General features: G+C 32.3%; 9 protein-coding genes. 2 read left to right on the forward strand and 7 right to left on the reverse strand.

Annotation, left to right across the window (positions count from 1 at the left end; genetic code table 11):
- Positions 1-174: 174 nt before the first annotated feature.
- From ACNFU2_RS19995 to ACNFU2_RS20025, 7 genes are all read right to left on the reverse strand, one after another.
- Positions 175-645 (reverse strand): hypothetical protein, encoded by a 471-nt coding sequence (locus tag ACNFU2_RS19995; RefSeq protein WP_418122838.1) that lies wholly within the window; start codon positions 643-645, stop codon positions 175-177.
- A 447-nt stretch (positions 646-1,092) separates the two neighbouring features.
- Positions 1,093-1,581, reverse strand: coding sequence for a hypothetical protein (locus ACNFU2_RS20000; protein WP_418122840.1), 489 nt, complete (start codon positions 1,579-1,581; stop codon positions 1,093-1,095).
- Positions 1,520-2,104 (reverse strand): condensin complex protein MksE, encoded by a 585-nt coding sequence (locus tag ACNFU2_RS20005; RefSeq protein WP_418122842.1) that lies wholly within the window; start codon positions 2,102-2,104, stop codon positions 1,520-1,522. Before ACNFU2_RS20005 ends, ACNFU2_RS20000 begins: the two co-directional genes overlap by 62 nt.
- A 93-nt stretch (positions 2,105-2,197) precedes the next feature.
- Positions 2,198-3,547 (reverse strand): hypothetical protein, encoded by a 1,350-nt coding sequence (locus ACNFU2_RS20010; RefSeq protein WP_418122844.1) that lies wholly within the window; start codon positions 3,545-3,547, stop codon positions 2,198-2,200.
- A gap of 34 nt (positions 3,548-3,581) precedes the next feature.
- Complete coding sequence (locus ACNFU2_RS20015) at positions 3,582-5,882, reverse strand: AAA family ATPase (protein WP_418122846.1); 2,301 nt, start codon at positions 5,880-5,882, stop codon at positions 3,582-3,584.
- The gene (locus ACNFU2_RS20020; RefSeq protein ID WP_418122848.1) at positions 5,863-6,552 is read right to left on the reverse strand and encodes an ABC-three component system middle component 1; all 690 of its coding nucleotides are present in this window, start codon (positions 6,550-6,552) and stop codon (positions 5,863-5,865) included. Before ACNFU2_RS20020 ends, ACNFU2_RS20015 begins: the two co-directional genes overlap by 20 nt.
- Positions 6,545-7,837: an ABC-three component system protein gene (locus tag ACNFU2_RS20025; RefSeq protein WP_418122850.1), complete on the reverse strand. Its 1,293-nt coding sequence runs from the start codon at positions 7,835-7,837 to the stop codon at positions 6,545-6,547. The genes ACNFU2_RS20020 and ACNFU2_RS20025 overlap by 8 nt, the downstream gene beginning before the upstream one ends.
- 451 nt (positions 7,838-8,288) lie before the next feature.
- Between ACNFU2_RS20025 and ACNFU2_RS20030 the strand changes: the two genes are divergently transcribed.
- Together ACNFU2_RS20030 and ACNFU2_RS20035 are read left to right on the forward strand one after the other, a co-directional pair.
- Entirely contained in the window at positions 8,289-8,441 is a 153-nt protein-coding gene (locus ACNFU2_RS20030; protein WP_273651017.1) for a recombinase family protein, read from the forward strand.
- A gap of 532 nt (positions 8,442-8,973) precedes the next feature.
- Entirely contained in the window at positions 8,974-10,332 is a 1,359-nt protein-coding gene (locus ACNFU2_RS20035) for a formylglycine-generating enzyme family protein (RefSeq protein WP_418122853.1), read from the forward strand.
- Positions 10,333-13,018 lie beyond the last annotated feature (2,686 nt).

Raw genomic sequence — 13,018 nt, forward strand, 5'->3', positions numbered from 1 at the left:
CAGCCAAAATCCATTGTCGTTTGCTTTGAAAGTAAGCGGTTCTTTGAATAGTTTTTCGGGAAAGGGGAGGTAGCGTTCTTTTGGCGAATTGGGTGTTGTTCGCGATAGGTATTGTAAATGGATGAGTAGGCTTTCTTGCTCAGTCGTAAGGGGCAAATCGAGGTGTTCTATTGCCTAATGGGCCAGTGATGCTGGATTGTCCAAATCCGAAAAAACAAGTTGTGTTTCCAGCTTGCTGATGGTTTCTTCAAAATCCTTCAATTTTTGCGATGTCATTTTTCCTGCGGTTGCATAGTCATTGTACCGATCTGATTGTTCAAATTGCTGCTTCAGTTTGTTTTCTATAAGAAATTGTTCAAATGCTTTTAGGTTATCTGTATCTGTTACCTTAGAGCGTTTATCCTTATGCCATTGTCTGATGGCATCTGCATCTTGTCGATCTTCGGTAAACCAGCTGTTTACTTTGTCTATATTGTCTTTGTATTTGGCGCTTTCATCGAGCAGGTTTTTGGCTTTTTGCCATTCTATTTCAAATTTTTCTTTTTCCCGCTCTGAATTTTTGTTATTGTTTTTTAATTTGGAATGGGTTTTATGTTGGTCTTTGATATCAGTTATTTTGACATTGGACAATTTCTTTTTGATCAAAAGCCTTTTAATCTGGTTTGTTTGGTAGTCTTGTGTGGATTGTACAAGTTTTTCAGCAATAAGTTCATTTTCTTGATACCAGAAGCAGATGTTTTCCAGACTGAATTGTTTTTTCAGTTGACTGCAGGTATTGAAATCACGTAATACGTGTTCTATTTTCTGTTCTTTGCTTCTTATGGTGGCTATTTCTTCCAGTAGGTGGTGGTGTTGCTGCTGGTCTACATTAATGTTTTGTACTTCTTCTCGGTATTTGTCAACAAGCTGTTTGTGGTCGCTGTCTCCAAATAGGAATGTTTTGAGAGCGTCTGAATCAGTAAAGAAGCCTTTTTCTCTGGAGAAGGCTCGTATAATTGCCGCATAGCTTTTCAGACTTTGGTGGTTTTGGCTTAGGTCTACGGCAAGTATACCGTTGTTAAAAAGTAGATGGTGGTATTTTTTATTGTTTACTCATTTCAGGTAGCCTTTTCCCAAAAATCTTTTTTCCAGATTTTCCAGCGTTTCGATTTGTCCATCGAGTAGCAGGTCTTTGTAAAATATTGGCTCATTCATGGGCAGGAGTGTTTCTTCAAAATCGTAGCCAGCCTGTATGATAAAAAATTGCATCTGAGTACTGGTGATGTCCAGATAGCCACCCAAGGTGATGTACTTACGGTATTGTATTTCGATGTTGATGAAAATATAGCCACGCCCGTATTTGCCACCTCCATTTTTTAGGACAAGACCACTTGTATCTCTATTGCTTACGCCGTCTGTTCCCGATTTAAATACACGGGAGCCCACTAAAAGCAGTTGGATAAAGTCGGCAATAAGACTCTTACCACTACCGCTTTCTCCACTAAAATCGGTACGGAAGTCATTGAAACGGTAGTCGCTGTTAAAATGCTGCCTGATGTTGAGGGTTGATAAACTGTAGATCTTGGGTTGAAATTTTGCCATGTTCTTTTCGTTTTATGATTTCATCGATTGTTTCTATCTGCGGGTAATATATTCTCCTTAGTCTTTCGAACGAGGGTTGGTAGGTAAAGTAGTCGCTGTCATTTGTATCTCTGGCAATCCAGCCCAGCTGTTCAAATTCGGCAAAGGCTTTATATACCATATTTTTTAGTTTCTCTTCGTTCAGGTCTGATCCTGCATTAATTTCAATGGTTGATACGACACGCTGCATCTTGTTGAGGAGTTCATCGTATTCCTGATAGAGCAGGTTGATGAAATCAGATATTTTAGCCAACTCGATATTGCCGTCCAGCTTATAGATTTTGAAAAAGATAAGGCCAATAAGGATGTATTCCGATTTGAGGTACGATCGGTATTGGTTGTCGGTGGGGATTTTACCTCTTGAGCCTTCATGAAAGTCTATATAGAAGTAGGTGGACCATCCTTCACCTTCTTTCTTGAGAAGCATTTCAAAAAAATCGTCATAGTAGGCCTTTAGGCTTCGGTAATGCTTATCCAAAAGCATACATCGAAGCAGGTTTTTGAAAGTCCCGTTGTATGTGCATTCCCGATTTTAGAAGATAATCTAACTTAGCGAATGTGTTTTTAGCTGATTTGTCTAACATAAACGCATAACGTTCGTTTGGGTCTTTTTCAGTATCGTCATATTCCATAGTGAAAGATTTTGATAGTTTGGATTGTAATATTCGTTTTGGTCTACCGTAATTTCATATTGCCAGCTATTGCATTGTTTTACCAGCCTTTGAGCTGTTCTTACAGCTATGTTCAAGTTGTGCTGTTCGTGGTTGAGGATGTTGAAAAAGAAGGGCGAAAAATCGAGTTTCCTTCTCTGTCTATATGGTTTAGAGCCTCTGTTGCCCAATATCGTATCCTTTTTTATTTCAAGCTTTTCTATGTTTTTGGCCATCATTTCCTTAGTCTGTTCTACATCTCTTGATCTTACAGCAGGGGGTAGAGGCGCTTTTCTGGCAAAGTCTCTTTCAGTCAAGATATAGAAACGTGGCACGGATTCTGGAATCCTGATGCTAAAGGATTCAATTTCTTCGGGAAAAATTAATCTTTTGGGCTGGTTGTTCTCTCGGACATAGGTGGCACTGTCTAGCAGATAATGGAGAAAATCGTCTGTTTTTCTATCGAGTTCCCGTTGGTTAAATTCGAAGATAAATTCCCGTATGCGGGGCTTTATTTTGTCAATACGTGTGCTTACCTGGTCTAAATGATTGCGTACGTTTTCGTTGTATTTTAGTACAAGGTTAATGCTGTCGAGAAGCTCAAAGTTTGCGGCGTCCTTGAGCATGTCCTGTACGATGTCATCTATGTCGTAAGTGATCTGAAATCCAGTGGTCAGTTCGTGTACGTGCTTTTTGATGTGGTCTAAACCTATGCTGATGGTTTCGATTACTTGCAAGATGTTGGCCTGTGGTTGTTTGATCTGAAAACGGAAATCGTCTACTGATTCGCTTACCTGCTGGTCTAGGATTTCAATTTGCTGGGCCAATTCGGTACTTCGGCTGTTGAAATAGTCGCTCATCCAGAACAGCATTTCGGGAGGATTTTTTTTAAGACTTATTTTTAGGGTGTCTAGCAGGTTTTTGAATAGGCGTTCTATTTTGGCAGGATGATAGCTTTCAGACAGTCGTGTAAAGACTTTCCGGCAAAATTCTTCTCCATAGTTTTTAAAGCCATATACTTTTCTTTTCCTATCACGCCACAGAAGAAATTCTTGCAAGCGTAGGATGATGTTGTTGTTTCGATTGCCTTCGTCTCTTATGTTGGTTCCTCGCAGGTCGCTAAGTACTTTATTGATGATTTGTATGATTTGGTCTTCCATAAATTCCTGCTTTTGGTATTTTTGATATAATGCAAGAAGTATCAGCCCATCCTCCCGATTTGGTATGAGCTGATAATAGCGCGGTTTTACTTCGGAATAGAGATCGATTTCTTTCATGGTGAAGATATATTAAGATCTTTTATTGTAGCAATTATCCTGTTGCTAGTTCCTTTAAATTAATACGTTGTTCTGATAGATTGTAATTTTTGAATTTATACCTCATAAATGCTGACATCATGTCTTCGTGAGTAGACATAATAACTTGATTATCATAGAATTCATTTCTTAGTAAATCAATAAACCCATAAAGATTTAATTCATCCATGGTTTGAACAGGATCGTCTATCAAAATTAATTTATTTTGAGAATACTTTTTGTGAAGTGCTAGAGTGAAAGAAATAATTAATGCTGACAATTGTCCAGAGCTCATAGTAAAGACAGCATCATAGGTTTTTTTTGATCCAGTTTGGAAACGTATCCCTTCTTTTTCGGAAAAGATAAATAGACCTATTCCACCTTGAAAAGATTGCATAATCCTGCCTGAATAGATATGGAATACTGTTTCTATGTCTTTTATTATTTTTTTCTGATAAGATTTTAAGGATGAGTTATATGTTCCTTTTAATTTATTCAATTTTTGAGAAACTTCTCTTGCTGTGTCTCTCTTTTTTGTCACTTCTAATAATTGTGCCGACTTACTCTGTAAAATTTGATTTTGACTTAATGATAATTTGTGAGATAAGTATTTTTTCTTCGCTTCAATTTGTTCAACAGTCACAGAATCAAATTGACTATCTTCATTGTTGAAATATTCTCGAAAATATTCTAAAAAATACGTTTCTACTAATTCTGCATTACTTGTGTCTTTTAGAATGGAGATTTCGCTTTTGAATAGTTCTAATTTGTCAGATACATCTAGTATCTGTTCGCTACTTAGATATTTTGAATAATCAATTTCAAGAATAGTAAGAACTTTTATCAAATCCTTAAAATGATTGTCTTCCAAATTAAGTAACTGTGTAGCAAATTTTTCATTATAATTAATAGAAATAATATGAGTATTTATCAGTTCTATTATTTGTTTAATTGTTTCATATTTAAATTTTGTGAATGTTTCCTGAAGACGATTGCTTTTATCAGAGTTGATCTCCTTTATTTGTTCAGATTTATTTTCGATTTGAAGAAGGAATGCTTCAATGTTTTTCCAGTCATATCCACATAAAATACATTCGCCACTAGAAACTCCAGCTTCTCTTAGTTCTGTAAGTTCCTCAATTAAGTCATTTCTAGATTTAAAAATGTCTGAATAAATTTTATCTAGTCCAGAGAGTTCTTTATGACTAGATATTAGTGCCTGCTGAGTTGAAGAAAAAGTAGTTTTTAAATCACTTGGAATGAAATCATACAAATTCAAGTCTATTGATTCTTCCACTGCATTATGATTAAGAGATTCCAGTTTCTGAATGGTGTTTTGCATACCTGTCATTTTAGCTTTTATCTCTCTAATCTCATCTTTTTCAGATAAAAAATTATGAAATTTGAAAAAGCTATTTACAAGATTTTCATTTACCAAAAGATAGTCAACAGCTCTATTTTTTCGATACTGATTGAATAGGATTTTTCGTTCGATAAATACCTTTAAACGGTCAAGAACTCCGTCAGTGCCTATAATCTCTGAATAGTCGAATGTTGATGAATCGATTTCCTCCTGATCCCAAAATAAATCTTTTTTGTCTAATAATTTAACAAAAGAAATAGGAGTTTCATCTGCAATGATATTGACTTTTATTTGATTCACTTCCTGCTCAAGGATTCCAAATCTTTCATTTTCATGTGCGAAAATTGCGTCAAATCTCCTTTTTAGGTTATCAATTCGTTTGATTTTTTGTTCAAATTCATTTAAATCAAATAAGTGACCAATATGGCTCTTTCTTTTTTTATCATCATGTTTAAGCAAGAATAAAGATTCTTCTTGTTCTACATAGTTTAAAAACTGGAAATTAGATTTGTAATTTTTGCCTAATAGATTTGTTAAAAATAAGTTTTCATCATCTACAGAAGTCCTATTCTCAGATAAAAAATCATCTTTTGTAAACAACTTATAAACAGAAAAATCTATGTAGGGCTCTATATTTGCTACATCTGCAAACCGCTCCAATATGTAGGTTTGGTCATTTTTAATTAGCTCAATTGTGATCAAAATGTCTTTGCCTATCCCATTTGAATGTTGAAATGGATTTTCAGAAAAAACTTGTCTTCCGTCAATCAGTTTGGACTTAAGGTCTTCATATCTTCTTATTCTTCCAGTAAAAACTACTTCTATTGCATCATAAATAGTTGTTTTTCCGAAACCGTTTGGTCCATCAAACACAATAATATCAGAAGAATTAAAATTTATTGTTGTATTTTCGAATACCTTAAAATTCTGGATGCTAATTTTGCTGATCTTCATTTGGTAATATTGCTTTTAATTTTTCAAGAATAATTTCATTGGTCATTGCACTAAAATCTTCATCATTGAGCATAAAAAAATCTTGCTCTAAAATTTCATTAAGTGGATTGTTTCCAATAGATCTTTTATTTATTTCTTCAAGGGATTTAAGATTATTTGTTTGAGTGATTCCTATTTTAATAAAAGGTATTTTAATAGCTATTCGATAAATCAATGACTCAAACGAGTTAGCATCAAAATTCTTTTTGTGCTGTTCAAATATTTCGTCTTTCAAAATAAGTGCTTCAATGGCAGTAAGTGCATTTGAATCACCGATGGCAAAATTTAGATTTTTTAACTCTTCATCAGTGTAGTACAAGATATTTTTCTTGAAGTGGTATGGATTCTCTTCAATTTGTAGCAGGTTGTCAAATTTAACATCTTCTAATTTTGGAACCCTATTCAATATTAACAGGTTAGCATTTTTGTCAAAAGCCGATTCTTGTACGAGTTCTTTCGTTTTTACAAATAGCTCTATTTGGTCGTTTAATACATTATTGATGTTATCGCCATCGTACTGGACAATAACCCAATAGTTTTTTCGCTCTTTCAAAACATAGGTTTTGAAATTTGTATTAGGTTTTTCTTCGAGCTCTGCAGCTTGGAATATGCTATTTATTAGATCAATCATTTAATTTGTTTTTTGCTGTTTCTAAATCAATTAAGCTGACTTTTTTCCATTGAGTGATTTTTATTTCACTTTCAGCTTCGCCAGTATCAACATGGTTGACATGACTGATGTTGTTTGCATAAGCTTCTATGTTGTCAACGTTGCATTCTGAAGTGATTAAGTAATCAGAATTAAAAGGAACGTCTACCATTTTGTTTAGAGCAGTTTTAATTATCCGCTCACTTACTTTTTTCTTACTTGATTCGGAATTGGAATAGTTTATTGAAGTTGGGAAATATTGTTTGCTTTCAGAACAAAACCAACCAATTCCATCAACTCCATTTGACTCTTTAATGGTCAATAGTATTTGATAGAAAGAATCTTTCATTTCATCTTCATTGAGGCTTAAGTCCGTATATTGCTGTAAGTTCTCATAGGAAACACTCTTATGAGGTCTTATATTTTGTAGAAATTCTTTGAAGGCGATAGTGTCGTAAGAATTGAAAAGTATCGAATATTTATCCATCTTGGTTTTTAATTCGGGACTTAATTGATCATCTTCACAATCTAAGCAGAATTCCTGATAATACCGATTAAGATTATTTCTAATCTTGCCTTCAAAATAAACTTCATCTTGAACAAGTGAAGCTATATCGGTTCTTATAGCATCTAAAAAATTTTGTAGAGGAATAGGATTGTCATACGCAGCATTTCTTATGGCGGTTCCACCATGATTTAGTGCGTGAATGTATATTACCTTATCAGATATTGTTTTTTCTAATATTTCGCTTAATAATTGAACTGTATCTGGATTATTATGGCCCACAATATTATACTTTTGAAGTGCTAAGACTATTTGCTCTTTAATTTTTATATCAATATCATTTAAAGAACATGATTCGGCATTATTTTCATATTCATAAATTTTCATGTTAGGATGCAAAACTTCGATTTGTACTTTAGTTTTTTCATTTTGAGTTGCAAGATGAAAAAAAGCTTCAACAGTTTGTAATCCGATAGCTGTCCATTTATTTTCTAATTGTGTAAAATCATCCCTATAAGTTGTATACGCGTTGCTTTTAACAGCCTTAACTTGATGCATAGAAATAGGGGCATGTCCTCCATTAGCAATCAACTTTAGTATGGTAAAATCTTCTATGGAATCTATTTGGAGTACCAACTCATTTATTTCATTTTCTGTTTTGATATTAAGTTGCTTTAATACATGATAGAGTGCGACTCTACCTTGATAAATGAATCCGCTCCATGTTGGTATTGCGGTATGTGGTAAAGGTTGATTAGGCATTATTAGTTTTTGGTTTCTATAGTTGTTAGATTTTAGGATGATCTAAGAAAATTTAAACTCTTGGCAGTGAAAGTAAATTTCATGTTTTTTAGAATATACTTCTTAGTCAACAAATAAAGTTTGTTGATAATGATAGAAATTATTTAATCTCAGAGTTGAATGTTTTATACAATTGAAATTTCATTTTATTAGTTTTAAACAAGTTAATAAATAAGTCAACAGCGTAAAAATTTTTTCTAGCAATAATATTTATTTTTTTTTCAAGTTAAACTACGGGAAACCGTAATGGATTTATATTTATTTTTTGTTAGGATACTTATGTTGTGATATGGCATTTTCCTTCGAACACTCAAAAGAAGAGGGATATTCGGATAGGCTTAGAGAAATTTCTTTTCATTGTTACCTTTAATGTTTTTGTTTCTAACTTTAATCTGATCAATAATGAATTAAAATGAAAAAAGCTTATTTATACGTCCGTGTAAGTACATACGAAAAAAAAAGGAAAGGTTACTTCTTACCAGAGCAAGAGGATAGATTTCTAAAGTATTGTAAATACAACAATACCGAAGTCAAAGGAATTTACAAGGAAGATTATTCTGGCTAAAAATGGGGTTCAGGTAAATGATATGGAAGCTAAAATTATATTGGAATTGCTATATTTAGTATCAAAAAATTACAATTGGTACTTTTTATCGCATGACAGGCGTATCTTCGATCGTTTTGAATTAAAAGCGCATACACTATTGAGATTCTTTAAATGTAGATAATCTTAAGATTTCTTAATTTTTTTTTAGCTACAACGATTTAATTTTGTTTACAAATTTGATAAAATAGTGAAATTGAAAAGATCATTAAATAAAGCTACCATTATTACTTTGCAGCTAGCGAGCAGGAACTACTTACAGATATCAATTAGAAAAGCTGCCGGCTATAACAAATGAAATTTAATTCTCTGGAAGTAATTCATATATATGATACATAATGTGAGTGATAAAAACAATGGAACTTGGTTTATTTAAAGATATGATTTAAATAATTTTAAAAATATATGTTTGCATTTTTTTCTTTTACCTCAACCATATGTCAATAAATAAATGTTAAACCTTTAAATGAAATAATTCTTTAAAATGTTATATATGACTAAAAAAGTAATATTTTTTACAATAACACTTATTGTATATTCTTGTTCTCAAAGTGAGGATCAAAATAAATGTAGTAATAGAAATCCTGAATTTGAATCAGTAATCAAAGAATTAAGAAAAACTTTTAATGATGCATCCGATTTAAAAAAATGGCCTAAAAATTATTGTGATGCAATTTATAAAGAAATTTACAATAAGGCCAATAAAGCACTTTCTTTATTAAAAAAAGATGAATGTAATGCTGACTATATTGAAAATTTAACCCAGCTTAGTAATCAAGCGAAAGCAATGTTGGTTCAGTGCCCAAATTTTGAAAATAATAGTTTTCCACAATTATCAAATAAATATCTTAGAGCAGATATGTCTTTGTGGGGTGCTCAATTAGATATGCTTCAGTCATCTTCTTATGGTTCAAATAAGATTATCCAGCTACTGCCCGTAAAGGATACAAAAGTATTTCAGCCTTTTGATGTAATTAAAGATTGTAGCAGGTTTTATTGTACAGAGATGGTAGTATTGCCGACAGGAAGTTTTTTAATTGGAGGTAGCCAGGAAGAACATCAGGCACTTAATGTAGATCCTTATCGTGTTGCTTGGGAAAGTCCTAGACATCAAGTGAAAATTGGCAAGTCTTTCGCAATATCAAAAACTGAAGTGACTGTAGATCAATATGCTGAATTTGTACGAGATACTAATCGTAAAGAAGCTAAAGGAGCGCTAGGATTTACTGGCCAACCTCAGATTAATGATCCTGAATTTCCTATGTACAGAGAAAATTTATCTTGGCGAAATCCTGGTTTTCCGCAAAAGGGAGATTTTCCCGTTACTTGCGTAACACGTAAGGATGCTGAAGATTATGCAGCTTGGCTTTCATCAAAAACAGGAGCCAGATACAGATTACCAACTGAAGCAGAATGGGAGTATGCAGCAAAAGCAGGAACCAATAGTGCTTTCTTTTGGGGGGATAATTTAACTGATGCCTGTAGTTATGCAGCAGTTTATGATGAATCAACCGATGCAGTAACAGGTTATCAATTTATTAAAGTAAATTGTAATGATGGGGCTCCTTATACTACAAGCGTAGGTAGTTATAAACCCAATAATTGGGGATTATATGATGTTACAGGGAACGCAAGAGAATTTGTTGCTGATGCTTGGGAAGATTCCTATAATACAGGTCCATATAATGAACTGCCTCGTACATCGGGAATCTCTCAATTCCCCGTATTGCGGGGTGGAGCATGGGCATATATGCCTCAAAATATTCGTACATCTTACAGATCAGCGTATTATTCATGGCTTATCCGGTCCAATATGTGGGGATTTAGGTTAGTTAGAGAAATTAACAAATGACGATTTATATTATAAATTATATTGAAATAACAGACAATTCTTAGCATAGACTGAAGCCAAATATTGATAAGGATTTATTATATAATTAGTTGTTTAATAGTTTTTTAAAGAACATTAAAAAGCATACATCAGTACTAGTAACTTTTAATCGTTCTGAATCATGGTTTATAATACTGCTCGGTTGAGTATTAACAGATCATAAGACAATATCAAGAGATGTAACACATTTTCTAACAAAACTACAGCAAATCTGAATTGATATAAGCAAAATTGGATACTATTTTATTTCGTCTCGGATTTCGTGCACGCTGATATTATACATGAAAGATATTGTGCTAAATATGCATAATACTTAATTTGCTTATCAAATATACGAATCAAAAAATGAATCAATATTTTCTTAGCTTTCTACTTTATTTGGCTCCAAAAGGTTTTCTTAGAAGTTTTTAGGTAGAAAGTAAAAATATTAGTGCAGCTGTAACGTAGCTATATGATGTAACTATAATAAATACTGTTTTTGAATACAAAACTATATTTAAGTCACATGAGATATTTATGTGATATTTGTGAATATATGAATGCTAATGAATTTAAGTAAATTTGAAATGACTTTACAGGTTAAAGTAAAGAGTATTCTTTGAAAGGTTAATAGCTATTAGAATGCATAAGGAAATAGTGATAAATATTTATCTTGTTATTAAAACTTTGGTAAATAAGATAATTATTGCTTTAACACCAAAGAAGATAGTTGGTATTTGACCCAAAAATGATCAGTGTGTTATAATCGCTGTTATATTTACTTCGCCTTATTATAGAATCAAGAATAATAATTTGTATAATAATAAATTGTTATGAGTAAGATGGTGATATCATCTAAAAAATTAAACAGTTTTTTTGAGTTTTCATTAAATTGAGTTTTTTTCATTCTAGTGTTTAAGTACCTCTTTATGGGGTACTTTTTTATTGTAATCTCTTTTAAGATATAATTAAATATTGGGTTTCTTTAGTTGTGTTTTGAGGCAAAGAAAAATATTTTACTATGCTTGTAATGAACGATATGTAGCTCATATAATTGGATTTATTTTGCTTGATATGATATTTATGTGTGATACAAAAGTTGTTTTTCATTCTAGTTTTATATTCAATAATAGTTGATTTTTTAGAGTAGTGTTATGTTTTGAGTTTAAGTGGGCAATAATGAAATTATTGTAATCTATAATGTAAGATTTATTTTAATTAATAATAGCTGATTGTTTAAAAAAATTATGAATATGTATTTAGTTGTTTCTGTTACATCTTTTAGTGATTTTTTAATCTTACTACTATTGACTAATACTTTAAATGTAGTTTCAATTTTTTAAAGAGTTATAATGAAAACTAAAATTTAAAAAATTGTTTTTAAAGGGTTTCCTTTTATTAATTAATTTTTTAGCAATTTGTGTGTGTATTTGTATTATATTTTTAGGGGATTGTTATGAAAATTAGATAACTAGACTGCTTAATCTCTTAGTTTATTACTAAGTTATCAACTGATACTTAAAAAGAACCAATAACCGTATTCAATAATACCAAAAGCTCATTTGTAAAAGACCTAACAGATATATTTTATAATTATTGTGGTATTGGTGAACAAAACGTTTTCTTCAAAATTACTAGCTCACAGTTTATTATTACTGAATCTTAAAATTATCATATAACTTAATGGTCAAGCCACACTTGTATTTTTCTTAGATTCCTTTGAATAAGGTGTGAAATCTATCCTGCATCCAAAGTAATTTGATCTCCTGGACAAATTATCGCTACTGAAAGGGAAGAAGTAATAGCATATCCTGCAATGGTAATAGTTGCTGGGCCCAGACATTGATTTCCCAGTATGGAAACTTGAACATCATAAACTCCCGGCTAAATTGCTACATACTGATCACTAGTAGCCTTGGGTATAATGATTCCACCTTTATACCATTGGAAAGTCATACCAGGAGCTGTCATCTGCGCTTTTAAAATCTGTTTGTTGTGGATTGTTACATATATCAATTATTTTAGGTAAAATAGTTAGCAATATAGACCCCGATGTTAAAGGATCCGCCCTGCAGAAAAACTGCTGAATCAGCCTACCATCTTTGTAATCTGACAAAACCAATTTAAATGATATGCAACACCTGGTGTTACATTGGCTATTGCCATTAAGGGAATGGTTCTTCCGTTGTAATTTGTTACAGTCGGAGAACTAGTATTATATCCTTCAAAATATCTTGGATTGATCACTCCGCAAAGTAATGGGGGTATCATCATTCCGGGTTGCTGGTCTTAATTTACTTACACTTACCGGGCCTACACCCAGGAAGAATTGCAACATTAACATAGGGTCCTCCGGCAACCGGTTTTATCAACAAAGCAAATGTATCTGTAAAATCACATGGATAGCTAAGTGCGTATTTCTTCAGAAGCCAATAAATAATTGAACTTAACCTACTTAGAGAGTCGTAAAAAGTCAAATTGTCAATCACAAAAGAAGATGCGAAACTACAGTACTAGATGCAAAAAATACAAAAGTATTTGCTAAATTTTAGTTATATAAATTAAAACTCTAACTGGCTTACCGTTTTCGAATATTAATATTTAGAATAAAATAATTTGAAGGAATCTACAGATTAGTATTGTTACCAACTGATACAGAACCGGAATT

This window comes from Chryseobacterium sp. PTM-20240506 (assembly GCF_048296755.1).
Classification (GTDB): domain Bacteria; phylum Bacteroidota; class Bacteroidia; order Flavobacteriales; family Weeksellaceae; genus Chryseobacterium; species Chryseobacterium proteolyticum.

Excerpts from the sequence above, each read along its gene's own strand:
- ACNFU2_RS20000 (WP_418122840.1), bottom strand. The coding sequence starts at position 1,581 with ATGGCAAAATTTCAACCCAAGATCTACAGTTTATCAACCCTCAACATC.
- ACNFU2_RS20015 (WP_418122846.1), bottom strand. The coding sequence starts at position 5,882 with ATGAAGATCAGCAAAATTAGCATCCAGAATTTTAAGGTATTCGAAAAT.
- ACNFU2_RS20020 (WP_418122848.1), bottom strand. The coding sequence starts at position 6,552 with ATGATTGATCTAATAAATAGCATATTCCAAGCTGCAGAGCTCGAAGAA.
- ACNFU2_RS20025 (WP_418122850.1), bottom strand. The coding sequence starts at position 7,837 with ATGCCTAATCAACCTTTACCACATACCGCAATACCAACATGGAGCGGA.
- ACNFU2_RS20005 (WP_418122842.1), bottom strand. The coding sequence starts at position 2,104 with ATGCTTTTGGATAAGCATTACCGAAGCCTAAAGGCCTACTATGACGAT.
- ACNFU2_RS20035 (WP_418122853.1), top strand. The coding sequence starts at position 8,974 with ATGACTAAAAAAGTAATATTTTTTACAATAACACTTATTGTATATTCT.
- ACNFU2_RS20010 (WP_418122844.1), bottom strand. The coding sequence starts at position 3,547 with ATGAAAGAAATCGATCTCTATTCCGAAGTAAAACCGCGCTATTATCAG.
- ACNFU2_RS20030 (WP_273651017.1), top strand. The coding sequence starts at position 8,289 with ATGAAAAAAGCTTATTTATACGTCCGTGTAAGTACATACGAAAAAAAA.